Source organism: Micromonospora nigra, from assembly GCF_900091585.1.
Taxonomy (GTDB): domain Bacteria; phylum Actinomycetota; class Actinomycetes; order Mycobacteriales; family Micromonosporaceae; genus Micromonospora; species Micromonospora nigra.
The window spans coordinates 3,396,124-3,422,910 of sequence record NZ_FMHT01000003.1 but is presented as its reverse complement, the minus strand read 5'-3'; the positions used below and the strand labels follow the sequence as shown (position 1 = coordinate 3,422,910).

30 protein-coding genes are annotated in these 26,787 nt (G+C 72.6%); 15 read left to right on the top strand and 15 right to left on the bottom strand.

The window, feature by feature from the left end; genetic code table 11:
- Positions 1-2: 2 nt before the first annotated feature.
- From GA0070616_RS14685 to GA0070616_RS14675, 3 genes are all read right to left on the bottom strand, one after another.
- Positions 3-722 (bottom strand): PaeR7I family type II restriction endonuclease, encoded by a 720-nt coding sequence (locus GA0070616_RS14685; protein ID WP_091082195.1) that lies wholly within the window; start codon positions 720-722, stop codon positions 3-5.
- Positions 688-2,418, bottom strand: coding sequence for an Eco57I restriction-modification methylase domain-containing protein (locus tag GA0070616_RS14680; RefSeq protein ID WP_245712772.1), 1,731 nt, complete (start codon positions 2,416-2,418; stop codon positions 688-690). Before GA0070616_RS14680 ends, GA0070616_RS14685 begins: the two co-directional genes overlap by 35 nt.
- Before the next feature lie 156 nt (positions 2,419-2,574).
- The gene (locus GA0070616_RS14675) at positions 2,575-2,784 is read right to left on the bottom strand and encodes a winged helix-turn-helix domain-containing protein (RefSeq protein WP_091082192.1); all 210 of its coding nucleotides are present in this window, start codon (positions 2,782-2,784) and stop codon (positions 2,575-2,577) included.
- Positions 2,785-3,181: 397 nt separating this feature from the next.
- On the opposite strand from GA0070616_RS14675, the gene GA0070616_RS14670 reads away from it, so the two are divergent.
- Both GA0070616_RS14670 and GA0070616_RS14665 read left to right on the top strand, forming a co-directional pair.
- A complete protein-coding gene (locus GA0070616_RS14670) occupies positions 3,182-3,466 on the top strand; it encodes a DivIVA domain-containing protein (protein ID WP_091082190.1) in 285 nt (94 codons plus the stop codon).
- A complete protein-coding gene (locus GA0070616_RS14665; RefSeq protein WP_091082188.1) occupies positions 3,463-3,726 on the top strand; it encodes a hypothetical protein in 264 nt (87 codons plus the stop codon). Before GA0070616_RS14670 ends, GA0070616_RS14665 begins: the two co-directional genes overlap by 4 nt.
- A gap of 31 nt (positions 3,727-3,757) precedes the next feature.
- Here the strand turns inward: GA0070616_RS14665 and GA0070616_RS14660 are convergent, their stop codons facing one another.
- The 4 genes from GA0070616_RS14660 to GA0070616_RS14645 form a co-directional block, all read right to left on the bottom strand.
- Positions 3,758-4,102: a type II toxin-antitoxin system HicB family antitoxin gene (locus tag GA0070616_RS14660; protein ID WP_091090802.1), complete on the bottom strand. Its 345-nt coding sequence runs from the start codon at positions 4,100-4,102 to the stop codon at positions 3,758-3,760.
- 137 nt (positions 4,103-4,239) lie between these two features.
- Positions 4,240-5,196, bottom strand: coding sequence for a zinc metalloprotease (locus tag GA0070616_RS14655; RefSeq protein ID WP_091082185.1), 957 nt, complete (start codon positions 5,194-5,196; stop codon positions 4,240-4,242).
- 230 nt (positions 5,197-5,426) lie between these two features.
- A complete protein-coding gene (locus GA0070616_RS14650) occupies positions 5,427-6,107 on the bottom strand; it encodes a hypothetical protein (RefSeq protein WP_091082182.1) in 681 nt (226 codons plus the stop codon).
- Positions 6,108-6,214: 107 nt separating this feature from the next.
- On the bottom strand, positions 6,215-6,973 hold the full coding sequence (locus GA0070616_RS14645; RefSeq protein WP_139128898.1) for a TIGR03089 family protein: 759 nt from the start codon (positions 6,971-6,973) through the stop codon (positions 6,215-6,217).
- Positions 6,974-7,363: 390 nt separating this feature from the next.
- Between GA0070616_RS14645 and GA0070616_RS14640 the strand changes: the two genes are divergently transcribed.
- Positions 7,364-8,476 (top strand): hypothetical protein, encoded by a 1,113-nt coding sequence (locus tag GA0070616_RS14640; protein WP_091082179.1) that lies wholly within the window; start codon positions 7,364-7,366, stop codon positions 8,474-8,476.
- A gap of 265 nt (positions 8,477-8,741) precedes the next feature.
- Positions 8,742-9,743 carry a hypothetical protein gene (locus GA0070616_RS14635; RefSeq protein WP_091082177.1) on the top strand — a complete coding sequence of 334 codons (1,002 nt, stop codon included), beginning with the start codon at positions 8,742-8,744 and terminating at the stop codon, positions 9,741-9,743.
- Positions 9,744-9,786: 43 nt separating this feature from the next.
- Here the strand turns inward: GA0070616_RS14635 and ligD (GA0070616_RS14630) are convergent, their stop codons facing one another.
- Together ligD (GA0070616_RS14630) and ligD (GA0070616_RS14625) are read right to left on the bottom strand one after the other, a co-directional pair.
- Positions 9,787-10,698 carry a non-homologous end-joining DNA ligase gene (gene ligD, locus GA0070616_RS14630; protein WP_091082175.1) on the bottom strand — a complete coding sequence of 304 codons (912 nt, stop codon included), beginning with the start codon at positions 10,696-10,698 and terminating at the stop codon, positions 9,787-9,789.
- Positions 10,688-11,629, bottom strand: a complete 942-nt coding sequence (ligD, locus tag GA0070616_RS14625; RefSeq protein ID WP_091082172.1) for a non-homologous end-joining DNA ligase — start codon at positions 11,627-11,629, stop codon at positions 10,688-10,690. The genes ligD (GA0070616_RS14630) and ligD (GA0070616_RS14625) overlap by 11 nt, the downstream gene beginning before the upstream one ends.
- Positions 11,630-11,714: 85 nt before the next feature.
- On the opposite strand from ligD (GA0070616_RS14625), the gene ku reads away from it, so the two are divergent.
- The 7 genes from ku to GA0070616_RS14590 all read left to right on the top strand — a co-directional run bounded on the left by ku (position 11,715) and on the right by GA0070616_RS14590 (position 18,753).
- Positions 11,715-12,740, top strand: coding sequence for a non-homologous end joining protein Ku (ku, locus tag GA0070616_RS14620; RefSeq protein WP_091082169.1), 1,026 nt, complete (start codon positions 11,715-11,717; stop codon positions 12,738-12,740).
- A gap of 164 nt (positions 12,741-12,904) precedes the next feature.
- Positions 12,905-13,594 (top strand): FKBP-type peptidyl-prolyl cis-trans isomerase, encoded by a 690-nt coding sequence (locus GA0070616_RS14615; protein ID WP_091082167.1) that lies wholly within the window; start codon positions 12,905-12,907, stop codon positions 13,592-13,594.
- A gap of 241 nt (positions 13,595-13,835) precedes the next feature.
- A complete protein-coding gene (locus GA0070616_RS14610) occupies positions 13,836-14,660 on the top strand; it encodes an SCO6745 family protein (RefSeq protein ID WP_091090795.1) in 825 nt (274 codons plus the stop codon).
- Positions 14,661-14,831: 171 nt separating this feature from the next.
- Positions 14,832-15,512, top strand: coding sequence for an HAD family hydrolase (locus tag GA0070616_RS14605; protein ID WP_091082164.1), 681 nt, complete (start codon positions 14,832-14,834; stop codon positions 15,510-15,512).
- A gap of 54 nt (positions 15,513-15,566) precedes the next feature.
- Positions 15,567-16,577 carry an NADPH:quinone reductase gene (locus GA0070616_RS14600; protein ID WP_091082161.1) on the top strand — a complete coding sequence of 337 codons (1,011 nt, stop codon included), beginning with the start codon at positions 15,567-15,569 and terminating at the stop codon, positions 16,575-16,577.
- Positions 16,578-16,858: 281 nt separating this feature from the next.
- Positions 16,859-17,350 (top strand): NUDIX domain-containing protein, encoded by a 492-nt coding sequence (locus GA0070616_RS14595; protein ID WP_091082159.1) that lies wholly within the window; start codon positions 16,859-16,861, stop codon positions 17,348-17,350.
- 101 nt (positions 17,351-17,451) lie between these two features.
- Positions 17,452-18,753 (top strand): MFS transporter, encoded by a 1,302-nt coding sequence (locus tag GA0070616_RS14590; protein ID WP_091082156.1) that lies wholly within the window; start codon positions 17,452-17,454, stop codon positions 18,751-18,753.
- Positions 18,754-18,882: 129 nt separating this feature from the next.
- Here the strand turns inward: GA0070616_RS14590 and GA0070616_RS14585 are convergent, their stop codons facing one another.
- Positions 18,883-19,431, bottom strand: coding sequence for a type 1 glutamine amidotransferase domain-containing protein (locus GA0070616_RS14585; RefSeq protein ID WP_091082153.1), 549 nt, complete (start codon positions 19,429-19,431; stop codon positions 18,883-18,885).
- A 119-nt stretch (positions 19,432-19,550) separates the two neighbouring features.
- Here GA0070616_RS14585 and rfaE2 point away from each other — a divergent pair, with 119 nt between their 5' ends.
- Together rfaE2 and GA0070616_RS14575 are read left to right on the top strand one after the other, a co-directional pair.
- Positions 19,551-21,476 carry a D-glycero-beta-D-manno-heptose 1-phosphate adenylyltransferase gene (gene rfaE2 / locus GA0070616_RS14580; RefSeq protein ID WP_091082151.1) on the top strand — a complete coding sequence of 642 codons (1,926 nt, stop codon included), beginning with the start codon at positions 19,551-19,553 and terminating at the stop codon, positions 21,474-21,476.
- A complete protein-coding gene (locus GA0070616_RS14575; RefSeq protein WP_091082148.1) occupies positions 21,473-22,342 on the top strand; it encodes a glycosyltransferase family 2 protein in 870 nt (289 codons plus the stop codon). The genes rfaE2 and GA0070616_RS14575 overlap by 4 nt, the downstream gene beginning before the upstream one ends.
- Here the strand turns inward: GA0070616_RS14575 and GA0070616_RS14570 are convergent.
- From GA0070616_RS14570 to GA0070616_RS14560, 3 genes are read right to left on the bottom strand one after another with little or no spacing between them, the layout of a single operon-like run.
- Positions 22,330-23,442, bottom strand: a complete 1,113-nt coding sequence (locus GA0070616_RS14570) for a glycosyltransferase family 9 protein (RefSeq protein ID WP_091082146.1) — start codon at positions 23,440-23,442, stop codon at positions 22,330-22,332. The genes GA0070616_RS14575 and GA0070616_RS14570 overlap by 13 nt on opposite strands.
- 5 nt (positions 23,443-23,447) lie before the next feature.
- Positions 23,448-23,978: an Hsp20/alpha crystallin family protein gene (locus GA0070616_RS14565; protein ID WP_091082142.1), complete on the bottom strand. Its 531-nt coding sequence runs from the start codon at positions 23,976-23,978 to the stop codon at positions 23,448-23,450.
- Positions 23,975-24,532, bottom strand: a complete 558-nt coding sequence (locus tag GA0070616_RS14560; protein ID WP_245712771.1) for a DUF2231 domain-containing protein — start codon at positions 24,530-24,532, stop codon at positions 23,975-23,977. Before GA0070616_RS14560 ends, GA0070616_RS14565 begins: the two co-directional genes overlap by 4 nt.
- 155 nt (positions 24,533-24,687) lie before the next feature.
- Here GA0070616_RS14560 and GA0070616_RS14555 point away from each other — a divergent pair, with 155 nt between their 5' ends.
- Complete coding sequence (locus tag GA0070616_RS14555; protein ID WP_091090792.1) at positions 24,688-25,305, top strand: pyridoxamine 5'-phosphate oxidase family protein; 618 nt, start codon at positions 24,688-24,690, stop codon at positions 25,303-25,305.
- Between the two features lie 54 nt (positions 25,306-25,359).
- Here the strand turns inward: GA0070616_RS14555 and GA0070616_RS14550 are convergent, their stop codons facing one another.
- Complete coding sequence (locus GA0070616_RS14550) at positions 25,360-25,773, bottom strand: nucleoside triphosphate pyrophosphohydrolase (protein ID WP_245712770.1); 414 nt, start codon at positions 25,771-25,773, stop codon at positions 25,360-25,362.
- Positions 25,770-25,871 (bottom strand): hypothetical protein, encoded by a 102-nt coding sequence (locus GA0070616_RS29450; RefSeq protein ID WP_425412947.1) that lies wholly within the window; start codon positions 25,869-25,871, stop codon positions 25,770-25,772. Before GA0070616_RS29450 ends, GA0070616_RS14550 begins: the two co-directional genes overlap by 4 nt.
- A gap of 367 nt (positions 25,872-26,238) precedes the next feature.
- Between GA0070616_RS29450 and GA0070616_RS14545 the strand changes: the two genes are divergently transcribed.
- A complete protein-coding gene (locus tag GA0070616_RS14545; RefSeq protein WP_091082140.1) occupies positions 26,239-26,751 on the top strand; it encodes a type II toxin -antitoxin system TacA 1-like antitoxin in 513 nt (170 codons plus the stop codon).
- Positions 26,752-26,787: the final 36 nt, after the last annotated feature.

Genomic DNA, 26,787 nt, shown 5'->3' with positions numbered 1-26,787 from the left:
CCTCAGTTGCGCCTGGGCGGCAGGACGCCGATCTCCTCGAGGCGGGCCATGATTGCCCCGTGAAAGGTGGCGAAACCGATCTCCGGGTCTGGCTGCCGGATGGGTGCGTCAGCCTCCCGAGCTGAGGTGATCAGGCAGGTGGCGTCGTACAGGCCGGCATTCCGTAGGCGCTGGCAGAGGATCACATAGCGATCGAGGTACGAAGTGTCGGCGAATGCGGGATCGATCGGAAAGCCGCCGCTGCGGGGCTTGCCCTTGCGAAGGGAGCTCGGTGCCTCCTCCAGCAACAGCAGGTAGCCGAGCCAGGGCCTCAGTCGACCGAGCAGGCCATGATCGTACGCCTGCCGCAGGTCGACAGCGGTGCCGATCGCCTCTTCGGCCCGGTTGTTGAAGTTGTTGCCGAACGACGGGCCGACGTGCGACTTGAGCTCGATCGCCGCGACCAGTTCACCCTCGTGGAACACGACGAGGTCCCACTTCTTGGTGGGTCGGAAGTAGCCCGGCAATTCGATTCCGGACTTGCAGCGCACGGAGTCAGGCGGGAAGCCGGCGTCGCGGAACGCTCTCGCGAGAAGCTCCGTCATCGCGTCGAGGTGGGCTCCGCCGGTGACCGCGCCCCGCCCTCCGGTGTCGGCCCTGCCGGACAGCAGCTTCTTGGCGGCCTGCGACTCTCGCACCGCCCAAGAGCTACGAACCGCTTCCTCGAACGAACGCTGATCCACCGATCACATCTCCAGCGTCTTCGATCCCGTACACACGCAGCGCAGCCTCCGTCGCCGCACGCGTGTCCCTCGCATCGAAGGCGGCGGCGAGCGCAGCACGGTCGGCGGCCGAGATCGTCTCGGGCCTCGGGACGCGGATCCGACGCAAGTACTGGGCTTGGAATCGAAGGGTGCCGCCCCGCATCCTAACCGCGTAAGCCTCCACAAAGGCCTGTGCGACACGGGAGAGCAGGAGTCCACCCAGGACCTTCAAGTCCCACCTGTCGGAGACGATGTAGTACAGGTTGTGATGTGGGTAGAAGCCACCCTCGTCCAGCACGGGATGGATAATGGTCTTCATGTCGGGAAAGAGCAGTTTCGGGCGATCGATCAGGGAATGGTCAACCTTGTCGATGGTCCGGTACCAGTGCGCGGGTCGCTTGCCGGCGACGTGCCGGCGTTTGAGTGCCGCCGCGTGCCGCTGGTAGTAGGCCCGCAGGCGCGGCAACACGGCCAGGTCGACGAGCTGGCCGTCCGCGTCCCACGGGTTGACGAGATAGTGGCCGGACCACGAGTGGCTGCCCGTCGTCGTGTCCCTGACCATCGTCAACGGCAACAGCCGTCGCGGTTCGACGTCGGCGTCCGTGGTGATGAAGACGCTGTCGGCGCCCGTGGCAACGCCGATGCCGACCCGGGTGCCCGTGCTCGCGTCCTCGAGCGGGGGTAGTCGGTCGTTCAGTGCCTCGATCAGGGCCAGACGGGACGGAGAACCGGCGGGCCAGGAGTCGCCCCCGGTGAACCAGTGCGGCAGCCGGGCAACCTCGTACCGGTCGTTTCGCTCGGTGACTGGCTCCCCTCGGAAGATCGACTCGACCAGCCCTGGAGCGTCCTGGGGCCCGAAACCCTTCCGAGCGTCCACGACGATGGCGTCGCCCTGCCGGGCACGGCGGACCACGGTCACCGCCGGATAGGCCGACACCTGCTCCTCGAACGCGTCGACATCGTGCATCGTCACGGTGACGTCGACGCTGTAGCCGGCGGCGATGAACTCCCGCAACTGCCGGCCGTACTGGTTACGCATCCACCGGTCGGCACAGATGAACGCGAGAACGCCGCCCGGCGCGAGAGAACGCAGCCCCCGCTCGTAGAAGCCGACGTAGAGGTCGGACCGCCCGGTCATGGTCGGGCAGGCGGCGCGGTAGGCGTGCATACGGTCCGCCGGCACATCCTCCAGGCGGACGTACGGAGGATTACCCACGACGAAGTCCACGTCCTCCTGGACATAGGGGTCGAGCAGGTAGTCCCCCTGCCGCACCCACGCCGTCGCCACCTCCCGCGCCTCGGGAAGCGACCAACCCTCGTCGACCAGCACCTCCCGCACCAGCTGCCTGCTGGCCGTCACGTTCGGGGTCAGCAGATCGAAGGCACGGACGGCCCGCTCGGCGTCACGCAACGGCCGGTCGTGCTTGCGGCAGGAGACACTGACCCGAGCGGCCATCGCGGCAAGGAAGGCGCCACCGCCGCAGGCTGGCTCGACCGCCACCAGCTTGGCAAGATCGCGATCTGCGGTGTAGCCAGCCAGATCAAGGATCAGGTCGACGATCCAGCGGCGCGTGAAGACCTCACCGTGCTCGACCGCCTCCGCCGGGATGGCGGACAGCGACGACAGCATCTCGCCGAGCATGAGCTGCCGCATCTCCGCTGCCACCGGCTTCACCCGACGAGCATAGGTCAACATGCTCGGCACAGATCAGACCAGCACGCGGCTCGTGCGACGGCGGCTGCGAGGTCCACGATGCCGCCGTCGTGGACGGCAGAAGATCGGCGAGGCCGTCGGACAGACGGCTCGTACCGATCTACCGTCGGCGCAAGATCAACCTTGGGCGGACTCCGCAACAAAGACGCCGCGTCCCGGTCGGCCGACCAGCACGCCCTGCTCCCGCAACCTCGCCACCGCGCGGCTGATCGTTGACTGCGAGACGTCGTATTCATCCGCCAGAGCCCGCCCGGAGGGGAGCTGCGAGCCAGGCGGGTACGTCCCGTCCTTGATCTTTCTGATGAAAGCGTCGAGCAGCTCGTCCATCGTGGGTGGGATAGGCACGTCAGGCCCCTTGCAGTCGGTTGGCCCAACCAGTATCGATCAGGCGTTTCGACGCAGGCAACACATGTAGCACGAATGACATAAGTAGGTAGCTGGCTCAAAGACATGCTTGACATAGGTGACTCGGTGGCGATAGCGCCGCTCTCGGTGATGCGGTAATGCGGTGATGCTGCGGTCGGTTGGCACCTCTCGTACCGGTCTCGCATCGCGTCGAGACCCCACTCCCGCGCTCCCCCGGCGCGGCCCTGCTGACGTACCGCCGATCGAAGCTGCGATGGCAGGGCGGGGCGGTCTCCGTCGCCCGCCACCGGCGGAGGCCGCCCCTTCCACTCCGACGCGACCCGACGAAGCGACGCGACCCGACGAAGGGCGGTCACCCATGCGCAACCTGATCCGTCGACTGATGACCCGACGCGAGCAACGCCCGGCAGCCGTCGCCCGTCCGCCACGAACGCTCCGGCCCTGGCAGATCCGCGAGTGGTCCCTCAACGTCCGGCGACGCGGCCTCGACCCCGTCGAGATCCGCGCCTTCCTGCACCGGGTGGCCGACGAACTCACCGTCGCGCAGACCGCCCTGGTCGCGGTGCAGGAGGAGAACGCACGGATCAAGAACGCGCTGCGGGCCTGGCAGAGCGCACGATCGGCGAGCCACCGCTACCGGTGAGCGACCGTTGGGTGATCCATCTGCCGATCACCGCGCCGGACCTGCTTCGCGCCCGGATCTTCGCGCGTGTCGCCGTCCGCCTGCTGGCCCGGCTGAGCGCCCGCGTCGAACCGGGCGGGGTGACCGTGTCGGCCGAGGACCAGCAGGGCGTACGCCATTGGGTGTTCTGCGACCGGCCACTGCCCGGCGGCACGCGGTGTGCGCTGCCCACCGATCACCTGTCGCCCTGCACTCGCCGGGTGCGACCGAGCGCCCGCTGACCCGGTCCGACCCCGGCGGGCCGTCGGCTGGTCAGGCGGCCCGGAGCCTGCGCAGGACGTACTGGTTGAGGCTCAACCCGTCCTCGGCTGCCTGGATGGCGAGTTCGCGGTGCAGGCTCTCCCCGACCCGGAGGTTGAACTTGCCGGAGTAGTTGCGTTCGGCGAACGGCTGCGGAACCTGCTCGTCCTGCTCCGCCATGTCGGCGATCACCTCCCGCACCAGATCCTGAAGCCCTTGCAGGGCCTCGACCTGGGAGGGTGCCAGCCAGGAGAGGGACGGAAACTCGGCACAGGTCGCGACGAACTCACGATCCTCCGCAGACCACATGACGCGATAGGTGTAGTGGGACACCTCCGGACGGGGTTCGTTCTGCATCACATGGCCTCCTTCCTGTCAATCGCCTTGAGCACCTGCCGCCAGTAGTACTACAGGCGGTACCACTTCTGCCGCGACCGGGCAAGAAGATGGGTTGGCGGGCCGCTGGGGTGCGGCCCGCCAACCCACACAGGTGACTACTTGCCGCCACCGGCCCGGAAGGCCACCCAGGCGTCGCTCATCCGGTCCGCCTGGCCCGGGGTGAACATGTCCATGCAGGAGTCCTGCGTGTAGTCCATGAAGTTGTGGATCGGGTCCAGCCCCGGGGCGGCGCAGGTGTCCGCGCCGACCGGGCAGTTGAAGTTCGGTGCCGCCTCGCGCGGGGTGTCCGCGACGAAGTCGCCGGAGGCGGAGCAGCCGTGCGCGAAGGTGTGCTCCAGCATCAGCCAGTGCCCGACCTCGTGCGTCAACGTGTCACCCTCGGCGTACTTGCCGGCCGTCCCGCCCGGCATCGACTCGTCGAGCAGCACCACGCCGTCGATGTAGTCCCGGCCGTTGTTGTAGCCCTTCGGGAAGTACGCCCAGCCGAGCAGCCCGCCGCCGATGTTCGCCGCGTACACGTTCAGGGTGCGGGCGTCGCCGGTGTACAGCGCCCTCTTCATGTCCCGCTCGTTCTTGCCCGGCACCACCGTGTACCAGTCGCTGTTCACCGTCCACGTGGTGTCGACGAGGTCGAACCGGAACGGCGTGTCGGCGGCGTCCGGCGCGGTGGCACCCGAGAACGAGTCGTTGAGCACCTCCATCTGTGCCGCGATCATCGTGTTGAACCGGGTCGTCTCCGCCGCGCTCAGCGGGTGGTCGGAGATCATGTGGAAGACCGTCGGCACGGTGACGCTGCCGTTGGGCAGGCGCGGAGCATCCTTGATCACGCCGTAGGCGTTCGCCTCGTTCTTCGAGTAGAGCACCGGCTCCTTGGCGGTCGCGCCCTCGGCGACCCGGGCCACGCTGTGCGCCTCGGCACTCGGCTCGCAGTACTCGACACCCGGGAAGACGGGCGCTGCCACGCCCGCCGCGCCGTACGCGCCGCCGGAGGCCAGGAACGTCGCGGCGGCGGCGGTGAGAACCGCCAGTCGGAAGGTCGATCTCCTGTGCATCGTTGCACCTTTCGGGGGATGGAAGCGGTGCGGGTCGACGCGGGGTTGCCACCAGGTCGTGGCGTCGTCGTCCGGGTATGAGACCACGTCAGACACGCCGGCAACAGGCTTTGCCGCAAGGCTGGCACCGCTGTAACGGCAGGGGGCCGGGGAGCGCTGTTGGGCCTGCGACCGGGTGATCGGGAGCCAGGTCGCCGCAGCGGTCGGGCCGTCGGGACTGCTGCTCGGGTTCAGGCCGTCGCGCTGGCGGCCACCATCGTCGCCGCCCGGCGGCGGCGGCGCACCAGCCAGGTGACCAGGATCGCCACGGAGACCAGCGGAGCCGGGTGGCCGAGCACCGCGGCGACGGCGAGGTCCGAGACGACGCCGACGACGGTGGCCACGAACACCCAGCGGGGTGCCGTCTCGGCGGAGACGCGCCGCCGGTCGGCGGGCATCCAGCGGGTCGTCGACCAGGGTTTGGCGACCGACACCCAGGCCTGGAAGGCGATGGCACCGGCCATCAGCGCCGAGCCGACGGCCAGCGGAACGGCCGGCCCGGCACTGCCGGTGGCCGCCGCCGAGGCGCTGTCCTTCAGGGCCCCGCCGAGGACGAAGATGCCCAGGTGGAGCTGAACCAGGGTGATCGCGAACTTCACCAGCACCCACCAGTGCCGGACGAATCCCCACGGGGTCGCCGCGGCGAGCATGAACCCGGTGAACGCCGAGGCGTTGGCCAGCGGGGCGAGCAGCCTGCCGTCGAGCACCTGCGCCATCGAGGTGGCGCTCACGGCCTCCGCCCGGCTCTGAGTGGTCAGGCTGGTGACCAGCAGCACGAAGATCGCCAGGGCCTGGGCCATCCAGCCCACCGAGGTGACGACGTGCAGCCAGAGCACGAGCTGACGCCAACGTCGCACGGGTCGCGATGCCATGGGGGTAACGCTTCCACCGGGCCGAACCGTCGACCACCGGAGAAAACCCGCGTCGTACGACCCTGAGGCCGCGCTGCGTCCTCAGGGGACCCCGTAGGGCGGGTCGGTCAGAGGATCCGGGTGATCCGCTCCGCGGCGACGACGGCGTCCCGGCCGGCCGGGTCGAGGTTGGCGCAGAGCACCACCGACGCACCCGCCGACAGGGGCGCGAGCAGCCACTTCACCGGCTGTTCGTGCTCGGCCACGTCGACCAGCAGCCGATCGCCGGCCCGCAGGTCGAGTTGTCCGGCGAGGGCGGACGCGATCTCACCCCACTCGCCGTAGCTGGTGCCGTCGGGGCTGGCCGGATCCGACGGGCGGATCGCCGCGTGGTCGGGTGGGTCGTCGGTGTGCCGGAGCATCTCGACGAACCAGTCGAGCCACCCGAGCGGCACCTCGGTCGTCGGCGCGGTGCCGACGAGGTAACGGTGCACCCCCTCCGGCACGTCCTCCAGCCAGTCGTCGAGGCGTGCCGGGGTGACGAACACCGCGTCGTACGGCCGGTCGCCGCCCGGTTCCAGGACCGGCAGCCCGGCCGTGGCGTGGGGCCGGAACGACACCGCCATCCCGACGGACCAGGCTCCCAGCAACACCGCAGCGGTACGCCAGTGCGGCGGCAGCAGCACCGCGACCCGGCTGCCCGGGGCCAGCCCGCACCCGTCGCGCAGCAGACCGGCGGTTCGGGCCGCCCAGCCGCCCAGCTCGGACGCGGTCAGTGCGACGCGCTCCCCGGTCGCCGCGTCGCACCAGGTGACCAGCGCAGGCCCGCCCAGCCGGGCCGGCTGCCCGCCGGCCGGTCGCACCGTGTTCGTGGGGGTCGGCGTCATCGTGCCTCCTCAGCTGCCTCCGGCCCGATGCTACGCACGACCTCGGCGACGCCACCGACATCGGCACGCATGGTGCCTGTTGGTGGACGGCCGTTCCACTGTCCCCGCCATCTCCGAATCTGTCCCCGCCATCTCCGAATCGTCCCGTCCGACGCCGCATCCGCCAGGACCGTCCCGTACACGTCCGACCCGTCGACTTTGGTAGATGCCTCCGTGGGCTGATGGCCGTGGCGTCGGACGCCTCGCCGACGGCATGGTGAGCAGGCAACAGGTGGTCCACCGCGACGACCAGGCGGCCCATGGCGACGACCAGGCGGATGGGCGGCGACCCCGGTGCTCGACGACGAGGCGAAGGCCCTGCGGCGTGACCTGTGACGGGGAGGAGGGCGGATGACCGGGCAGCAGCCCGACGGGGGCGACCGGCTGCCCGAACTGGGCGACCGGTCGACGGGGTGGCGACGGTTGGCCCCGGTCGCCGCTCTCCTCCTGCTGGCCCCGTGGGCGGCCGAGTGCTCGTGGGGAGGCTTCGCCGTCGGCGACATGCTGCTCGCGGTGGTCGTCCTGGCTCCCATGTACGGGGGCGCGGCCGTGCTGATCCGTGAGGCCGCCCGGCGGTCGGGCGGCGGTTGGCCGATGATCGTGCTGCTCGCGGCGGCCTTCGGGGTACTCCAGGCCGGCCTGGTCGACCAGTCGCTGTTCAACCCCGAGTTTCTCGCCGACACCGAGTTCGCCGAGCGTCAGGCGGCTGACCACACGCGCGTGCCCGTGCTGGGGATCAGCGCCCAGGAGGCGGTCGGCTACCTCAGCAACCATGTGGCGCTGAGCATCTGTGCGCCCATCGCGCTCGTCGAGTCGTACCTGTCCCCGGCCCGCCGTCGCCGGCCGTGGCTGCGGCTGCCCGGCCTGCTCGCCGTCACCGTCCTCTATCTGCTGGGCAGCCTGTTGATCTTCTCCGACGACGGTGGGCGCAAGGGCTTCCAGGCGAGCACCCTGCAGCTCGCGGGCGCGGCGGTCGTGGTCCTCGCCCTGGTCGCGGTGGCGGTGCTGCCCCGCTGGCGACGCAGGCCACCGCCTGCCCCGGCGGCCCCGCAGGCCGCGCCCGCTGCCGTGCCCGCCGCGCCGTCCACCGCCGCCGCACCGTCCACCGCCGCCGCACCGCGGGCCCGCTGGCCGGGGCTGCTCGTCGGAGGCGGCTACCTCGGCGTGGCCCTGCTGTCCGGATGGCCCGGCGTCGCGATCACCATCGCCGTCGTCGCCACGGTGGCCCTCGTGCTCGCCCGCTGGTCGGGGCGCACCGGTTGGGGGCAGCGACACGTGCTCGCCTGCGCCGGAGCGGCGCTGCTGGGTGCGGCCACGCTGGCGTACCTCATTCCGCCGTACGCGCCGGCCTCCCCCGTGGAGGCGCTTGTCAGCGACGTGACGATCAGCCTGGTCACGGTCGTCCTCCTCGGCGGGGCGTACGCGCGCCTGCGCCGCCACGGTGAGACAGGCGCGACCCCCTGACCGCTGATCGTCCGGGGGGGGGTCGCGACCACCGGCGAACCCCGCGTTGACCGGGCTTGGCAGACTCCTGGCGCGGGGGCCGAAACATCCGATGTCGACACCCGGTTCGAACGGGCGGAAAGGCTGCTGTCATGCGAGCAGGAAGATGGTCCCGACCTCGTCGGGGAGCGGCGGGAGCGGCTGCGCTCCTGGTCGGCGCGGCGCTGACCGTGCCGGCGCCCGCCACGGCGGCGCCCTTTCCCAACCCGACGGTCACCGCCACGGTGTGGGCGCACTCCCCCACCACCCCGAATACCGGATCAGTGGCGGCTACTCCGCCACGTCCATCGACACCGACGTGATCGTGCGGCGGACGGGCACCGGGGCGTACACGGTGGTCCTGGAGGGGGCGGCCACCTCGGGCGGCGTCGCGCATGTGGTGGCCTACGGCGGGGGGCCGGTGCACTGCACCGTGCCGGCCTACTACCGCAGCCTCTTCGGTGACGACCACCTGATCCAGGTGCGGTGCTTCGCGGCGACCGGCTCGCCAGTGGACAGCCGGTTCGTCATGACGTTCACCAACCGGCGTTCCGTCCACCAGGGGCGGCTGGCGTGGTTCGCCACCGACCAGACGGCACCGACGGGCCTACGGACGCTGCCCAGCACCTACCGGTACGACTCGACGGGCGGCGCCATCTCCTACGAGCGGCTGGCCAAGGGCCGTTACCGCTTCCACCTGAACCCCAACCCCGACAGCGAGAACGGCCCCATCTTCCCGATGACCCATGTGACGGCGCTCGGCTCGACGGCCGTGAACTGCCAGGCCGACTGGCCGGACGGCCGGATCGTGCGGTGCGCGAACGCCGCCGGGCTGCCGGTCGACGCCCGGTTCGCGGTCACCTACGGCTCCCGGGTCGACCTGCTGGGCCACTCCGCCGGCCCGCGCTTCGCCAGCGGCACCCTCTACGGCGAGCACAGCAGCGGCGGAGCGATCAACGGCGACAGCTACAACTCGACCCTGCCCGGTTACGGCGGCGCGGCCGGCACGCTGCTCGGCACCGGCTTCTACCAGATGACGTTCACGGGCACCGGCACGACCTTCGGCACCGCCTTCGTCAACGCCCACTCGGGCATGTCCCCGGACGGCCCGTCACGGGGGCATTGTGTGCTGGTGAGCTGGACGCGCGCCGAGTCGAACACGGTGATCAGGGTCAGGTGCTACTCGTGGCTGGGTGTGCCGGCGAACCTGAACGCGCGCATCTCGTACACGAGCTGGCCGGCCGTCTGACGGCGGCCAGCCTCCGGCCAGGCCGTCCGGCGGGCCAGCGGGCTCAGCCCGGCAGCTCGGGGCCGCCGTCGAGGAGTGGGGCGAGCAGGTCGCCGTACTCCTCGACGCGGTCCAGCACCTCGGCGGCGGTGAAGGTACGCACCGCCGGCCGCCGACCGCCGGTGCCGGCCTCCACCTCGTCCCAGGTCAGCGGGGTGGAGACCGACGGGGCCGGCTGGGCCCGCAGGGAGTACGGCGCGACGGTGGTCTTGGCCGCGTTGTTCTGGCTCCAGTCGATGAACACCTTGCGGGGCCGCAGGTTCTTGGCCATCTTCGACACGACCAGCTTCGGGTGTTCGCCCTCCAGTTCCCGCGCGATCCGTTTCGCGTAGTCGGAGACGACGTCGGCGGGCTGCGTGCCGGCGATGGGGCAGCACAGCTGCATGCCCTTCTTGCCGGAGGTCTTCGGGTAGCAGTCGATGCCGTCGTCGGCGAGCCGGTCGCGCATCAGCACCGCCACCGCGCAGCACTCACCCAGCCCCGCCGGAGGGCCCGGATCGAGGTCGACGACCAGCATGTCGGGATGCTCGCCGATCTTCCACTGCGGGGTGTGCAGTTCCAGCGCGGCCAGGTTGGCCAACCACACGAGGGTCGGCAGGTCGTCGGCGACCACGTAGTCGATGGTGTCCCGGCCCTTCGTCGAGCCGGGCGCGGGAAGCGTCTCCACCCGGACCCAGTCGGGCGTGGACGCCGGCCTGTTCTTCTCGAAGAACGACCCACCCTCGACACCGTTGGGGTAGCGGATCCTGGTCAGCGCCCGACCGGCCAGGTGCGGCAGCAGCACCGGCGCGACCCGGGTGTAGTAGTCGACCACCTCGCCCTTGGTGAAGCCGGCGGCCGGGTAGAGCACCTTGTCGAGGTTGGACAGTTCCAGGGTGCGTCCCTGCACGTTCACCGGGAACCGTTCAGCTGGCATCATCGACCTCCTCGGCCGGCTTGTCCGGTCGCAGTCGCAACACCCGGGGGAACCGCAGCCGCCCGTCGGGGGTGCGCTGGCCGTACTTCACCTCGACCACCACCTGGGGGCGTACCCAGATCGCCCCCCGCGCATCCTCGCGCGGCACGTCACCGGCGAAGGGCGACCCGCCACCCCGCAGTGGTTCCAGCTCCCGCAGCAGCTCCCGCTCGATCGCCGCGCCGATGCCGCCGCCGACCCGCCCCCGGTAGGTGAGCCGGCCGTCGGGCCGGGGCACCCCCACCAGCAGGCCGCCGATCTTCCGCGCGCCGGGCCGCCAGCCACCCACCACGAAGTCGCCGGTCACCTCCAGCTTGACCTTCACCCAGTCGGGTGAACGCAGGCCCGGTCGGTACACCGAGTCGACCCGCTTGGCCATCACCCCCTCCAGACCGTGCTCGCCGGCCGCCTCGTAGGTGGCGGGGCCGTCGGGGAAGACCGGGGGCACCGCCCACCGCGCCGCGCCCAGCCCCAGGTCGTCGAGGGCCGCCCGGCGTCGGGCGTACGGCCAGCCGGTGAGGTCCGCGCCGCGCAGCCGCAGCACGTCGAAGATCATGTACGTGACGGGGGCGGTGGCGGCCAGCCGGGCCGCCTTCGCCGGGTCGCGGACGTGCATCCGTTCGGCCAGCAGCGTGAACGACGGTCGCCCGGCGGGGTCGAACAGCACCACCTCGCCGTCGAGCAACGCGTCGTCGACCTGCTCGGCCAGCGGGATCAGCTCCGGGTACGCGGCGGTGATCTGCACGCCGGAGCGGGCGTACAGGTGCTGCCGGCCGCCCGCCACGTCGGCGAGGGCCCGGACGCCGTCCCACTTGAACTCGTACGCCCAGCCGTCACCCGACGGAAGCTGACCGGTCATCGCGAGCATCGGCTTGAGCGGCGCGCCGGGCACTCCCTGACTGTAGTTGCCGCCGGAAGTCCTCGCGCCCGCTTCGATCGGATGCGAGCATGGTCGATACCGGGGAAGGGAGCGCGTGATGCGGGCCATCTGGAAGGGAGCCGTGTCGTTCGGCCTCGTCTCGATCGCGGTGAAGCTGTATTCGGCGACCGAGGAGAAGGACATCCGGTTCCACCAGGTGCACCGGGCCGACGGCGGCCGGATCCGTTACAAGCGCACCTGTCAGGTCTGCGGCGAGGAGGTCAGCTACGACGACATCGCCAAGGGGTACGACCTCGGCGGCGGCGAGCTGGTCATCCTGACCGACGAGGACTTCGCCGACCTGCCCCTGACCAGCTCGCGCGCGATCGACGTGCTGGAGTTCGTACCGGCGGAGCAGGTCGACCCGATCCTCTACAACAAGGCGTACTTCCTGGAGCCGGAGAGCACGGCGACCAAGCCGTACGTGCTGCTGCGCGACGCCCTGACCGACTCGGAACGGGTGGCGATCGTGAAGGTGGCGCTGCGCCAGCGGGAGCAGCTGGCCACCCTGCGGGTTCGCGAGGGGGTGCTGCTGCTCAACACGATGCTGTGGCCCGACGAGATCCGCAGACCCGAGTTCGGCTTCCTCGACGAGGATCTGAAGGTCCGCCCGCCGGAACTGGCGATGGCCAGCTCGTTGATCGACTCGATGGCCGGGGAGTTCCAACCGGACGCGTTCACCGACGACTACCGGGCGGCGTTGCAGGAGGTCATCGACGCGAAGGTGGAGGGCCGGGAGGTCGTCGCGCCGGAGGAGGCCGAGGAGGCCCCGGCGGCGGCGGTGGACCTGATGGCGGCGCTGAAGGCGTCCGTGGAGCGGGCCCGGTCGGCGCGCGGCGAGCAACCGGCTGCCAGCGGCGGGGCCGGGCAGCCGACGCCGATCTCCGCGGCCCGTTCGGCCCAGAAGAAGGCGGCCGAGAAGAAGGCGGCCAAGGCCCCGGCGAAGAAGACCGCCGCGAAGAAGGCCGCTCCCGACAGGGCCGAGCCGGCGAAGAAGGCGACGCCGAAGAAGGCCGCCGGGGCGGAGAAGAAGACGCCGGCCAAGAAGACCGCCGCGAAGAAGACGACCCGCAAGAGCGCCTGAGCCGCGACGCCGGAGGGCGGCCCCCGGCACGCGGCTGCGGCCATCCCACCCCGGCCCGCCGCCCGCCCGGTGGGACACCCGGGCACATAGATGGCCGGACCGCCGGGTGAAGCGGCACCGTGGGCGTCGGGGCGGGTACCGTGTGCGTCGGCTTTCCCCGGCGGATGACGCCGGCCACCCCACCTTCGCAGCAGGGAGTCGACGACGTGAGCGAGCGCACGGAGAACCGGTCCACGAAGTCGGAGCGGCGACTCGCCGCCCAGTTGGCGGCTCAGAAGGCAGCGGAGGCCAAGCGCCGCCGACAGGCGTGGGCCGGTGGGCTCGCCGCCGTCGCGGTGGCCGGGGTGCTGATCACCGTCTTCGTGATCGTCGGCCAGCGCGGCGACGACGCCGACGAGCAGGCCGCCGGCAACCCGTCCGCCTCGGCCAGCGCCCCGGCGGAGCCGAGTGCGGCCCCCGCGCCGCAGCTCCCGCAGGGGGCGGACCCGGCGCTGGGCACCAAGCCGACCGTCAGCGCCGGCCAGGGCGAGCTGGACAAGCTCACGGTCACCACGCTGATCAAGGGCACCGGGCCGGAGGTCAAGGCCGGGCAGGCGATCACCACGAACTACGTCGGGGTGTTCTACGCCACCGGCGAGCAGTTCGACTCGTCCTGGGAGCGGGGCCAGCCGGCGACCTTCCCGATCGGCGTGGGTCAGGTCATCGAAGGCTGGGACAAGGGCCTGGTCGGGGTGAACGTGGGCAGCCGCGTCCAGCTCGACATTCCGGCGGAGCAGGCGTACGGCACCGACGGGGCGGGTGGCCGGCCGGCCGGTCCGCTGCGGTTCGTGGTGGACGTGCTGGCCGCGCAGTAGTCCGAGCTGTCCGACGGCGGGCGTCCACCCGGCACCGGGGTGGGCGCCCGTCGCCGCGTTCCGCGACCGTTCATCCCGTTCCGGGCTGATCCGACGAATGTCGTTGCCCACAGATGGCTTTCTGCCCGTCACCCTGCGGCAGTAGGTTCGGCAGCACCCGGCGGTCAGCCGCCGGCATGGCCACCCGGACGCGGAGGTGCACGTGACGACGCTGGACGACCCGGGGCGCACCGCCCGCTTGATGTGGACGCGCTACGAGCCGGTGCACGCGATCACCTACTTCCACCCGCGCTCGCGCGCCGCGTACGAGGCGGTGGGGCTGCGGGGCTACTGGCGCGGCTACTTCGCGGGCCGGGCCGCCCCACTGGGGGCCTGCGACGCCCCGACGGTCGTCGCGGCGTTCTTCAGCTTCGCCCCGCACATGGTGTCCCGCGCGCTACCGGCGGTGTGGACGTTGGCCGCCCCGCAGGAGGCGCTGCGGGCCCGGCTCACCGGTGCGGTGCAGGCCCTGGCCGAGCTGACGTACGAGCTGCCGGAGTCGCATCTGGTCGAGGCGGCCGAGCTGCTGGAGACCGCCGCCGGTGCCGTGCAGACCGCCGGCCGGGTGTTGGGGGCCGCCAACGCCGCCCTGCCGCACGGCGACTACCCCCTGGCCCGGCTCTGGCAGGCCGCCACGACGTTGCGCGAGCACCGGGGCGACGGGCACGTGGCGGCGCTCGTCGCCGCCGATCTCGACCCGGTGGAGACCCTGGCCTGGCGGGTCGCGGTGGACATGTCGCCGGCGAACCTGCTGGGCCGGGGCTGGTCGGAGCAGGAGTGGGCGCAGGCCCGCGAGCGGCTGACCGACCGGGGCTGGTTGACCGTCGACGGGAAGCCCACCGACCGGGGACGCGCCCGCTTCCAGGCCGTCGAGGACGCCACCGACGTCGCCGCCGCACGCCCCTGGGTCGAGTTGGGCCCCGAGCGGACGGGTCGGCTGCGGGAGCTGCTCGACCCGATCGCCCGTGCCGCCCACACGGTGATCCCGGCGGGAAGCCCCATCGGACTTCCCGCCCTCGACTCCTGACCGCGCCCACCTGCTGACCGCACCATCGACTGGCCGCGCCCGAAGACCGAGCGCCGCCGACCGGCTGAGCGCCCACCGGCTGAGCGCGCCCACCGACGACCGTCCCGACGCCGACCGTCCCGCAGCCCCCACCGGCCGCCGTGAGCGACGGGGATGGAGGAGGATGGCCGGATGACGGTGGATGCGGTGGTGTTCGACCTGGACGGCGTGATCGTGGACTCCGAGCCGGTGTGGGAGGAGGTCCGCCGGGCGTACGTGGCGGCCAACGGCGGAACCTGGCAGGACGACACGCAGCGTCGGTTGATGGGCATGAGCACCGGTGAGTGGGCCCGCTACCTCAGCGGCGAGTTGGGCGTCGACCGTACCGCCGAGCAGGTCGCCGCCGAGGTGGTCGAGGAGATGGCCCGACGGTACGCGGCCCGCGTACCGCTGATCGACGGTGCGGACGACGTGGTACGCCGGCTGGCCGCGCGGTGGCCGCTGGGGCTGGCCAGTTCGTCGCCGACGCGGCTGATCGCGGCGGCGCTGGCGGCGACGGGCCTGACCGACACCTTCCGCACCACCCTGTCGACGGAGGAGACCGCCCACGGCAAGCCGGCACCGGACGTTTACCTGGCGGTGGCCGACCGGCTGGGGGTGGCTCCCGCGCGCTGCGTGGCCGTGGAGGACTCGTCGAACGGGGTCCGTTCGGCGGCGGCTGCCGGGATGGTCGTGGTGGCGGTGCCGCACGGGGCGTATCCGCTGGACCCTGACGCGCGGGAGCAGGCGGCGGTGGTGCTGGGCTCGGTCGGCGAGCTGACCCCGGAACTGGTGGCGGGCCTCGGCGCAGCCGTGCCCCGGCCGGGGGCATGAGGGCGGATCCGTCGGGTACGGCAGCCGTCAGGGCACGGTGAGTGAGGAGGCGCGATGAAGGCGATCGTGTACGAGCGCACCGGCGACGCCTCGGTGCTCCAGGTGGTGGACCGGCCGGTGCCGGAGCCGGGGCCGGGCGAGGTGCTGGTGCGGGTGGCCGTGGCCGGGGTCAACCCGACGGACTGGAAGGCCCGCCGGCAGGGCCCCGTTCCGCCCGGCGGGCAGACTCCGGGGCAGGACGGCGCCGGGGTGGTGGAGGCGGTGGGCGAGGGCGTCGACCGTGACCTGATCGGCGAGCGGGTCTGGCTGTGGGAGGCCGCCTGGCAGCGGCCGTGGGGCACCTGCGCCGAGTACACGGTGGTGCCGGTCCGGCAGGCCGTACGCCTCGGCGACGCCCCCTTCGACCTGGGTGCCTGCCTGGGCATCCCGTTCCTGACCGCGCACCGCTGCCTGACCTCCGGTGAGTACCTGCCGGACCGGCTGCACGCCGGGGCGCTCAGTGACCACACGATCCTGGTGCAGGGTGGGGCGGGTGCCGTGGGCAACGCGGCGATCCAGTTGGCCCGCTGGGCCGACGCCTGCGTGGTGGCCACGGTGAGCAGTCCGGAGAAGGCACAGCTCGCGGCGGCGGCCGGGGCGTCGTTCGTGGTCGACTACCGCCGGCAGGACGTGGTCGAGGAGGTCCGCAAGATCGCCCCCGACGGGGTGCACGCGGTGGTGGAGGTGTCGGCGGCACGCAACGCCGCCGCCGACGTCGCGCTGCTGCGCACGGGTGGGGTGGTCGCCGTGTACGCCGACGACGGCGGGGGCGAGGTGACGCTGCCGATCCGGCCGCTGATGGCGCCGAACGCACGCTGGCAGTTCGTGCTGGTGTACACGATGCCGAAGGCGGCCAAGGCGCAGGCGGTGAACGACGTGGCGGCCGCCGCGGCGCAGGGCGGGATCCGGGTGGGCGAGGACATGGGGCTGCCGCTGCACCACCACCCGTTGGCGGCCACGGCCGCCGCGCAGCAGGCGGTGGAGGACGCGGTGGTCGGCAAGGTGCTCGTGACGACCAGCGAGTAGGGCGACGGCCGGGTGGGTTTTCCCATCAGCGGGACAGAGGCGAAGAATCTTCGCAAGAATGGACGGTGCGGGTAGCCCCCGCATGGAGCGGGCGGCCCCGGCGCGGTGCGAACGCCGGGGCCGCCCCTTGGGGAGGGATTTCCACAGGAGTGCTTCCCTACCCCTACCGGCGATGGTGCGCCGGAAAACGTTACGGCGTAGCCAGAATCCGAAAAGTGCTACGCACGGGTAACAAGCTAGTGTCGCCGGCCCCCCGAAGGGAAGCCCCGTAAATTGGCCGGGTGAGCATCTCCTGGGCCGACTCGTACGTGGGGCAGCTGCGCGCGCTGGCCGGCGACCGGACGCTGATGTTCGTCGGCGCCCGCGCGGTGGTACGCGACAACGCGGGGCGGCTGCTGCTGATCCGCCGCTCCGACAACGGGCAGTGGGCGATGCCCGCCGGGGCCATGGAGCTGGGCGAGTCCATCGCCGACTGCGCCGTCCGGGAGGTCCGCGAGGAGACCGGGCTGCGTGCCCTGCGGGTCAGCGCGTTCGCCCTCTACACCGGGCCGGACCGCACCAGGACCAACATGTACGGCCACACCTACCAGATCTTCACCACGGCGTTCCGGGTGGAGGAGTGGGACGGCGTGCTGGCCCGCGCCACAGACGAGACCATCGACGCCGGCTTCTTCCACCGGGAGGCGCTTCCCGCCCCGCTGTCCGTCAGCGTCCCGGAGACCCTCGCCGACCTGGACGTCTTCGAGAAGACCAACCGGCTGATCCTGAAGTAGGCGTCGTCGCCGCCGACGAGGATGGTGGCGAGGGCCGCCGACGGGGATCAGGTCGCCAGGCGACGCGTATCACGTCGACAGGCGGCCCGCGGTCGGCGAACATGCCGGGAGTGGAACTGCTGCGCCGGGTGGCGCTGGACGTCTCGCCCCTGCGCACCTCACGGGACTACCGGCTGGTGTTCTCCGCCGCGGGCGTGTCCGGCTTCGGATCCTTCATCACCTACGTGACCGTGCCGTACCAGGTCTACCACCTCACCGGCGATCCCCTGCTGGTCGGCCTGATCGGCGTCTGTGAACTGCTGCCGCTGCTGGTGATGTCGTTCGTCGGCGGCGCGCTCGCCGACTTCCTCGACCGGCGGCTGCTGGTGTTCGGCGGCGAGATCGGGCTCGCCCTGCTCTGCGGTGTGCTGCTGGTCAACTCGCTCGGCTCGCAGCCGCAGCTCTGGCTGCTCTACGTGGTGGCGGCGCTGACCGCCGCACTCGACGGCCTGCGCCGGCCCGCCCTGGAGGGGATGACCCCACGCCTCGTCGTACCCGACCAGATCCCGGCAGCCTCCGCACTGAACTCGCTGCGGATGCAGATCACCCAGCTCGCCGGCCCCGCCCTGGCCGGGGTGCTGATCGCCAGCGTCGACCTGGTCTGGGTGTACGCGGTCGACCTGGCCACCTTCGTCGTGTCCCTGCTCTGCCTGGCCTACATGCGGGCGATGCCGCCACCCCCGGCGGCCGACCGGCCGTCGCTGCGGTCGGTGGCCACGGGCCTGCGGTACGCGCGTAGCCGTCCCGAACTGCTCGGCACGTATCTCGTCGACATCAACGCGATGTTCTTCGGCATGCCGCAGGCGCTCTACCCGTTCATGGCCGAGCGGATGGGCGGCCCCGCCGTGCTCGGCCTGCTCTACGCCGCGCCGGCCGTGGGCTCGATGGCGGCCACCCTCAGCTCCGGGTGGACGGCCCGGGTGCACCGGCACGGACTGATGGTGGTGTTCGCCGCCGGCGCCTGGGGGCTGGGCATCATCGGCTTCGGTCTCGTCACGAACCTGTGGTGGGCGCTGTTCTTCCTGGCCTTCGCCGGCGCGGCGGACATGGTCTCCGGACTGTTCCGGATGACCATCTGGAACCAGACGATCCCCGATCACCTGCGCGGCCGACTCGCCGGGATCGAGATGCTGTCGTACTCCACCGGGCCCCTGCTCGGGCAGCTCCGCTCCGGCCTGATGGCCCGCACCCCGCTCGGCATCCAGGGCTCGATCGTCTCCGGCGGCGTGCTCTGCGTCGTGGGCACGGTCGCGCTGGCCGCGGCCCTGCCCGCCTTCCTGCGCTACGACGCCCGCGACGGCCTGGCCCACAAGGAGGCCGAGGACGCCGCCCAGGCCGCCCGCGTCACCACGCTGGCGGCCTGAGGACGGGCGGCAGCGGACGGCACGGGCGGCAGCCCGACGAGCGCCGGTGGCCTGAAGACGGGCGGCGGCCCGCGATGGGCGGCGGCCGACGACAGGCCGTGCGCCGATGGACCCGACGCGGCTGCCGGGTCAGTGGCGGCCCTCGGCGAACTCCTCGACGATCTTCGCGCAGAACGCCGGCAGGTCGTCGGGCCTGCGGCTGGAGACCAGCCCGTTGTCCGTGACGACCTCCTCGTCGACCCAGTCCGCGCCCGCGTTGACCAGATCGGTGCGCAGGCTCGGCCAGCTCGTCAACCGGCGGCCCCGCACCACGTCCGCCTCCACCAGCGTCCACGGCCCGTGGCAGATCACCCCGACCGGCTTGCCGGCGTCGAAGAACGCCTTCACGAACCCGACCGCCTCGGGGTCCGCGCGCAGGAAGTCCGGATTCGCCACGCCGCCCGGCAGGACCAGCCCGTCGTAGCGCCCGGCGTCCGCGTCCGCCGCCGCCACGTCCACGTCGTACGTCTCCGACTGGTCCAGGTGGTTGAACGACCGGATCGCACCGGGCTTGAGCGAGACCAGTTCGACGGTGGCCCCGGCCTGCTCGACCGCCTCGCGGGGCTGGACGTACTCGACCTCCTCCACGCCGTCCGCGGCCAGGAACGCGATCCGCTTGCCCTGCAGTGTCGCTGCCATCGTTGCTCTCCTCTCGGGGGTACCCGGAAATCCCTTCCCGGGACCGGATGCCCGAAACGCCCCCTCCCCGTGGTCGACGCCGCAGGTTTGACCGGACCGGCCCGGGGGACGCGGCGGCCATGGGAGGAGCAGCAGCGGAACAGCGCCGGCTCGCCTCGGTGGTGGAGAGCTGGCGGGGACGTCCCGTCCTGGTCGTCGGGGACGCCATGCTCGACGAGTGGCGGTTCGCCGACTCCGACCGGCTGTGCCGGGAGGCGCCCGCCCCGGTGCTCACCCTGCGTCGCCGCATCTCGGCGGCCGGGGGCGCGGCCAACACGGCGGTCAACGTCGCCGCGCTGGGCGGCCGGGCGGTGCTGGTCGCCCCGGTCGGCGCCGACGTGGCCGGGGACGAACTGCACGACTGCCTCGACCGGGCCGGCGTCTGGGACCGCACCGTCAACCAGCCGGGCCGCCCCACGCCGGTGAAGCGCCGCATGCTGGCCGGTGACCAGATCCTGCTGCGCGAGGACTCCGGGGACCCCGACGACCCGCTCGACGACGACGGCGTCCGGCACCTGCTGACCGCCCTCGGCTGCGCCACCGAGGAACTACGCGCCGCCACCGGCGGCGAGCCACCCACGCTGGTGGTGTGCGACTACGGCCTCGGCGCGCTGCCCGCCGCCGTCCGCGCCTGGCTGGTGGCACACCGCGACCGGTACGCGACGGTCTCGCTGGACGCGCACGACCTGGCCGACTGGCGGGGACTCGCCCCCACCGTGGTCACCCCGAGCTTCGCCGAGGCGACCCGGCTGTTGGCCCGCGCCGGCACCGCCGCCCGCGCCGCCGGCCACGCCGGGCTCCACCTCGACCATCCCGGGGAGGACCCGGCCGACGGACCGTCCGAGCTGACCGTGGGTGCCGCGCCCCGCGAGGCGGGCATGCGCCGCACCGACGGGCCGACCGGCGAGCCGACGCCCGGCGAGGGTCGGGTGGCGATGACCGGCGACGGGCTCAGCGTCACCGGGACCGGCGTGACCGTGAACGCCGCCGCGGGGGCCGGCGTCGACCGGGCTGTCCTGGCCCAGTCCCGGCTGGCGGAACTGCGCGCGCACACCGGCGCCGCCGTGGTCGCGGTGACCCTGGACACCGAGGGCGCGGTGGTCGGCGGGGCCGACGGCGAGCCCCGCCGCAGTCACAGCACCCCGGTGCCGGCCAGCCATGCCGTCGGGGCCGGGGACGCCTACCTGGCCGCGATGACGCTGGCGCTGGCCGCCGACGCGCCGCTGCCCACCGCCGCGCAACTGGCCCAGCTCGCCGCCACGATCACCGTGTCGGGGACGGGCACCTGCGTGTGCCGCCGCGACGACCTGCTGGCCGCGCTGGACGTGCCCGCCGCCCGACCCGACGCGGCCCCGCTGGTCGGCGGGGCCGACCTGACCGCGATCGCCGCCGAGCACCGCGCCGCCGGCCGCTCGGTGGTCTTCACCAACGGCTGCTTCGACGTGCTGCACCGGGGGCACGTGCGCTACCTGGAACAGGCGCGGGCGTTGGGCGACGTGCTGGTCGTGGCCGTCAACTCCGACGGCAGCGTCCGCCGGCTCAAGGGCCCGGACCGGCCGGTGAACCCCGTGGAGGACCGCGTCGCCCTGCTCGCCGCGCTGTCCTGCGTCGACCACGTGGTGGTGTTCGAGGAGGACTCCCCGGCCGCGCTGATCGAGGCCGTGCGCCCCCACGTGTACGTCAAGGGTGGCGACTACCCGCCGGAGCTGGTGCCCGAGGCCCCGCTGGTACGCCGGCTGGGCGGGCAGGTCCGCACCCTCGGGTACGTGCCGGACCGCTCCACCTCCGCGATCATCGACCGGATCCGCGCGCACGGCCACGCCGCCGGCACTGCCGCCGCCGACTCCGCCGGCCGGGCACCGGCGACCACCGGTCCCGGTGGATCCACCGACCCGGCACCCGCGGTCAACGGTCCCGGTGGACCAGCCGACCCGGCACCCGCGAACACCGCCGTGCCCGGCGAACTCGCCGGCCAGCCGGCACCGGTCACCGGCCAGTCGCCGTGAACCGGCCGCTCGACGCCGGCACGCCCGAGGGGTTCCGCGCCGAGCGGCTGGTCGACGTGCTGGTGCCCACCCGCAACCGTCCCGCCGAACTGGCGGTCACCCTGGCAGGGCTGGCCGCCCAGGAGGGCGTCGACGGCTTCGGGGTGGTGGTCAGCGACCAGTCCGACGGCGATCCCGGGTACGCCCACCCGGCGGCGGCCACCATGGTGCGGGCACTGCGCCACCGGGGGCATCCCGTGCTGCTGACCCGACGCCTGCCGCGCCGCGGGCTCGCCGAGCACCGGGCGTCCCTGCTGGCCGCCTCGGCCGCCCGGTACGTGCTCAACCTCGACGACGACGTCTGGCTGGAGCCGGGGACCCTGCGCCGCCTGGTCACCGCGATCGGGGAGCTGGGCTGCGGGTTCGTCGGCAACGCCGTACACGGGCTGTCCTACCTCGACGACGTACGGCCCGACACGCACCGGCACTACGCCGAGTGGACGGGCCGGCCGGTGCCGGAACGGATCCGCCCCGGCAGCCCGGAGTGGGACAGGGCACGGATCCACTCGGCGGCGAACCTGCTGCACGTCACCGAGGCGGTCAGGCTGCGGCCGGGCGAGTGGCGGGCGTACCGGGTCTCCTGGGTGGGCGGTTGCGTGCTGTACGACCGGGCGAAACTGGTCGACTGCGGGGGCTTCGACTTCTGGCGGTCGGTGGCGGAGAACCACCAGGGCGAGGACGTCGCCGCCCAGCTCGCCGTGCTGGCCCGCCACGGCGGCGCGGGCGTCCTGCCCAGCGGGGCGTTCCACCTGGAGTCGCCGACCACCGTCACCGACCGGGACGTGGAGGCGTGGGAGGTCGTCCTCGCCGACGGTCAGGCGGGCTGAGCCAGCAGCTCGCGGGCGGCCTCGACGACCTCCACGACCGGCACGTCGGCCACGAAGGAGACCCGGTGCGGGCACTCGCCGTCGCCCGGCCGGTGCGGGTAGATGCCGGGCGTGCAGTCCACCCCGCACACCGGGCAGTGCACCGTCCACGAGCTGATCGGCCGGTGCCGGCCGCGCAGCAGGTTCGCCACGGTGACGAGGTTGCCGACCCAGAAGATGCCGACCGTGGCGGTGCCCACGGCGGCGGCCAGGTGCAGCGGTCCCGTGTCGTTGGAGATCACCAGCTCACAGGCTTCGTAGCAGCCGGCGAGCCCGCCGAGGCTGAGGGTGCCCACCTGGGGACGGACCGGCACCCCGGCCGCCGCGACGACCCGGTCCACCACCTCCCGCTCGGCAGGGGTGCCGGTGACCAGCACCTCGTACCCGTCGCCGTGCAGTTCCCGGGCGACCTCGGCGAACCCTTCGGCGGGCCAGCGGCGGCGGGTGTCGGTGGCTCCCGGGTGCAGGGCCACCCGGGGTCGGTGCCGCGGTCCGAGCACCGTCAGCGCCTCGGCCCGGTCGGCGTCGGTGACGGCCAGGGTGGGCACGATCGTGGTGGCGGGCGCACCGACCAGCGCGGCCACCTCCAGGTAGCGGATCACCTCGGGCTGGTAGTAGACGTAGCGCAGCCAGCGGTCCAGCGGTGGGGCGTCGTCGGCCCGCAGCCCGACGGTGACCCGCGCACCCAGGGCGGCCACGAACGGGTTGGAGTTGGCGCCGCCGCCGTGCGCCTGCACCGCCAGGTCGAACCGTTCCGCGCGGGCCGCCGCGAGGAAGGCGTCGAGGTCCGGTTCCGGCTCCCCCGCGTCGGGCGTGCGGATGCCCGGTGCCGGCGGCACCACCAGCACCCGGTCCACCGGGCCGGGGCGGTCGCGCCACAGCTGCGCGTGCCACGGCGCGCCGAGCAGCACGATCTCCGCCGCCGGGTACGCCGACCGCAGCGCGTCCAACGCCGGCAGCACGAAGATGAAGTCGCCGAGGGCGTTGGCGCGCAGCACGGCTATCCGGGCCACGTCGGGCACGTGCCCGACGGCCGGGCCGAGCAGGGCGAGGCCGGCCACGCCGGTCAGGGCCGGCCGTACTCGCCGGCGGCGACGTCCGGGTGGTGCAGTTCCCGGTCGGCGGCCGGATCGACGGTCGGCGGTGCACCCCCGGATTCGCCACGGGGGCCGGCACGGCCGACGGTGATGGTGCGCGGCGCGGGTCGGTTCGCCCGGGGCAGGCGAACCCGCAGCAGGCCGTGGTCCATCACCGCGTCGATCGCGTCGGGGTCGATCCGGGCCGGCAGGTCCACCCGGTGCTCGAAGCCCCGGGTCTCGAATCCGCCCGGGATGCCGTGGTCGGCGTTGACCTCGGCCTCCGAGCGGGCCCGGACGCACAACTCCCGGTCGTCCAGCTCGACGGCGACCTCCTCCGGCGCGACCCCCGGCAGCCGGACGACCACCTCCCAGCCGTCGGACGTCTCGGCCAGCTCCACCTCGGGCGGGCCGGACCGGCCGCCGACCAGCCGGCGCAGTTCGGCACGCAGCGAGTGCAGTTCGCCCATCGGGTCCCAGCCCTGCTGTCGGCTCCGCCAGCCACGGTTGTGCTCGGTCATCGCGGTTCTCCTGTCCGTCCGGTGGCCTGGGCGGTGCCGGGGGCGGGAGCGGTGCTGGGGGCGTTGGCGTGGGCGTTGGTTGCCGGCCGCAGCGAGCTGGGCGCGTCCAGGCCGGCATCGCGGTCGACGCCGACGCCGAGCCGGTCGACGAGTTCCCCGCCGAGCCAGGCGCTGATGCCGAGGATCGCCAGGGCCACCACCTCGATGGCGACGAGCGCCCCGCCGGCGGCCCGCGACTCGGCGTTGAGCCGCACCACCCACACCGCGGAGAACAGCAGGATCACCGCCACGTTGGCGGCGGCGTGGATGAGTGCCACCCGCTTCGCCCGGGTGCCGGTGGGGATGGCCAGCAGGTCGACCACGCCGGCCGCCGCGGCCAGCAGGCCGCCGACCAGGCCGACCGTGATGTTCCAGTACGCCACCTCGCCGAGGAAGTCCGGCCCGCCGACGGTGTCCACCACGTCGAACAGCACGGCGGTGACCAGCAGTGCGACGGGGAACATCACCAGCATCGGGTGGACGGGGTGGCCCAGGACCTTTAGTCGGCTCTCCATCTTCGGGCCTCCTGCTCACCTCGTCCGTGCTCGGGTTCCGGCGCTCGCTGTGGGCCCTACCCGCCGCCGCGCCGGGGCAAACCACGCACGGGCGCCGCAGTAGGCTCGAAACGACGGTGCGCCGCCACCGTGGTCAACGGACGGGGGAGGTCGACGTGACGGTGGAGATCACCTCGGCGGCGGAGCTACGGGAGCTGCTGGGCACGCCCACCCCACACGTTGCGGCCAAGGAGCGCGACCGGCTGCACGAGCGCGACCGGCAGTGGCTGGCCGCGTCGCCGTTCTGCCTGGTCGCCACCGCCGCATCGGACGGCACCTGCGACGTCTCGCCGAAGGGTGACCCGCCCGGCTTCGCCCTGGTGCTGGACGAACACACCATCGCCCTGCCCGAGCGGCCGGGCAACAGGCGCGCCGACGGCTACCGCAACATCCTCACCAACCCGCATGTCGGGCTGATCTTCCTGATCCCCGGGCGGACCGACACCCTGCGGATCAACGGTCGGGCCCGGCTGCTGCGCGACGCCCCCTGGTTCGACGACATGGTGATGCAGGGGCACCGGCCCGTGCTGGCCCTGGTGGTCGAGATCGAGCAGATCTTCTCCCACTGCGCGAAGGCGTTCCTGCGCGCCGGGCTGTGGGAGCCGGAAACCTGGCGGCCGGACGCGCTGCCCACCCGGGCGCGGCTGAGAAAGGACACCGAGTCACCGGCGGAGAGCCTCGCCGATCTGGAACGCCACTACGGCCCGGAGTACGCGAAGAAGCTCTACACGTGATCAGGCCCATCCCCGTTGAGGGGTACACCCTTGATCGACAGATGTGTGGCTTCCTCAACCCCGGTCGCGCGTGGCCTCCAGCCAGATCCGGCCCTCGAAACCGCCGCGTTCCGCGCGCTTGTCCCGCGCCGCCCGTGCCACCTGGGCCTCGGTGAAGCCCAGGTGCGCGACCAGTGCCGACAGCACCTCCCGGACGTCGGCCAACTCCGCGAGGCGGTCAGCGGGGCCCGCCGCGCCCAGCTCGGTGGCCTCCTCGTGCAGCTTGGCGACCAGCGCGGGCAGCACCTCGGCCTCGTCGAGCGCCCGGACTTCGACCCCGCCGCCCTGCGATTGGATCAGGTCGGGGATCCGGTCCCGGACCAGCTTGCGGTGGAGGACGACGTGCGGCTCGGTCGTGCCGTCATCGTGCCAGCACCCCGAGGCGTCGACGGCTTGACCGGTGCCGAACGCGGACGCGGGTGTCGTCACGCGGGAGCCGCTCCGGCCGTCACCATCCACAGGTGACCGTCCGGATCGGCGAAGACGCCCGCGTACCCCCAGGGTTGCGGGCCCGGCTCGGTGACCACCTCCGCGCCGGCCGCCCGGGCCGGCCACGACCAGGTCGACGTCGGCGGACGTGGCGACGTCGAAGCTCAGCATGACGGGGGTGGGCCGCACGGGCTGTGGCTCGGACATGACCGTCAGTGTGACGGCCGGGTGTGACAGGACCGGTTCCCGAACTGTGCGATGTCGGAGTTTCGTCGAGACCGGACGAATGGGGACACGTCTGCGAGGTGCAGGTCGCATCCCACGCTTCCTCCGTGGGGTCGACTCGCTCGCCGAGAGGAGCGCAGGCTACCGGGGAGTCGGCAGAGCGCCGGGTGCTGCCACGGGTGGCGCAGATCTGAGCCAGTTTGGCTTGCCTGTGTGCCATTCTTGTGCCATGATGGCACCGTGGAGTTGAGCCCGTACGTAACCAACCTGGCACGCGAGTTCGCCACGCTGGCCGAAGCCGGCGGCGAAGAGCAGCGTGCGCTGGTCGAGCGACTGACCGGGTCGCTCGAGTCCACCATCCGGATGGCGATGCTGGAGGTCCTGTCGGCAGCCGCCGACGAGATCACCCAGGATCTGACCCCCGGATCGGTGGAGCTACGCCTCCGTGGACGCGAGGCCGACTTTGTCGTGACCCCGCCCCCCGCCGACCCGCCCGAACGCACCACCGACGACACCACCGACAGTCCGGACACCGAACAGTTGATCATCGACGACGGTCCCACCGCCCGGATCAACGTCCGCATGCCCGAACAACTCAAGACCGCGATCGAACAGGCCGCCGCCCAACAGGGACGCTCGGTCAACGCCTGGCTGGTCCGAGCCGCAGCCGCCGCTCTACAGGGCTCCGACCGTCCCGAACCCCCCGGCAGCGGCATGCGCACCAGGCAGGGATTCACCGGCTGGGTCCGCTGACCACGCACCCGCCCGCACCACCACAGCGGAGCCGTT

Coding starts and splice junctions, on each gene's coding strand:
- GA0070616_RS14600 (WP_091082161.1), top strand. CDS start 15,567: ATGAAGGCGATCGTGTACGAGCGCACCGGCGACGCCTCGGTGCTCCAG.
- GA0070616_RS14605 (WP_091082164.1), top strand. CDS start 14,832: ATGACGGTGGATGCGGTGGTGTTCGACCTGGACGGCGTGATCGTGGAC.
- ligD (WP_091082175.1), bottom strand. CDS start 10,698: ATGCCAGCTGAACGGTTCCCGGTGAACGTGCAGGGACGCACCCTGGAA.
- GA0070616_RS14585 (WP_091082153.1), bottom strand. CDS start 19,431: ATGGCAGCGACACTGCAGGGCAAGCGGATCGCGTTCCTGGCCGCGGAC.
- ku (WP_091082169.1), top strand. CDS start 11,715: ATGCGGGCCATCTGGAAGGGAGCCGTGTCGTTCGGCCTCGTCTCGATC.
- GA0070616_RS14610 (WP_091090795.1), top strand. CDS start 13,836: ATGTGGACGCGCTACGAGCCGGTGCACGCGATCACCTACTTCCACCCG.
- GA0070616_RS14670 (WP_091082190.1), top strand. CDS start 3,182: ATGCGCAACCTGATCCGTCGACTGATGACCCGACGCGAGCAACGCCCG.
- GA0070616_RS14615 (WP_091082167.1), top strand. CDS start 12,905: ATGACGCCGGCCACCCCACCTTCGCAGCAGGGAGTCGACGACGTGAGC.
- GA0070616_RS14560 (WP_245712771.1), bottom strand. CDS start 24,532: ATGGAGAGCCGACTAAAGGTCCTGGGCCACCCCGTCCACCCGATGCTG.
- GA0070616_RS14565 (WP_091082142.1), bottom strand. CDS start 23,978: ATGACCGAGCACAACCGTGGCTGGCGGAGCCGACAGCAGGGCTGGGAC.
- GA0070616_RS14660 (WP_091090802.1), bottom strand. CDS start 4,102: ATGCAGAACGAACCCCGTCCGGAGGTGTCCCACTACACCTATCGCGTC.
- GA0070616_RS14590 (WP_091082156.1), top strand. CDS start 17,452: ATGCCGGGAGTGGAACTGCTGCGCCGGGTGGCGCTGGACGTCTCGCCC.
- GA0070616_RS14640 (WP_091082179.1), top strand. CDS start 7,364: ATGACCGGGCAGCAGCCCGACGGGGGCGACCGGCTGCCCGAACTGGGC.
- GA0070616_RS14655 (WP_091082185.1), bottom strand. CDS start 5,196: ATGCACAGGAGATCGACCTTCCGACTGGCGGTTCTCACCGCCGCCGCC.
- GA0070616_RS14675 (WP_091082192.1), bottom strand. CDS start 2,784: ATGGACGAGCTGCTCGACGCTTTCATCAGAAAGATCAAGGACGGGACG.
- GA0070616_RS14645 (WP_139128898.1), bottom strand. CDS start 6,973: ATGACGCCGACCCCCACGAACACGGTGCGACCGGCCGGCGGGCAGCCG.
- GA0070616_RS14650 (WP_091082182.1), bottom strand. CDS start 6,107: ATGGCATCGCGACCCGTGCGACGTTGGCGTCAGCTCGTGCTCTGGCTG.
- rfaE2 (WP_091082151.1), top strand. CDS start 19,551: ATGGGAGGAGCAGCAGCGGAACAGCGCCGGCTCGCCTCGGTGGTGGAG.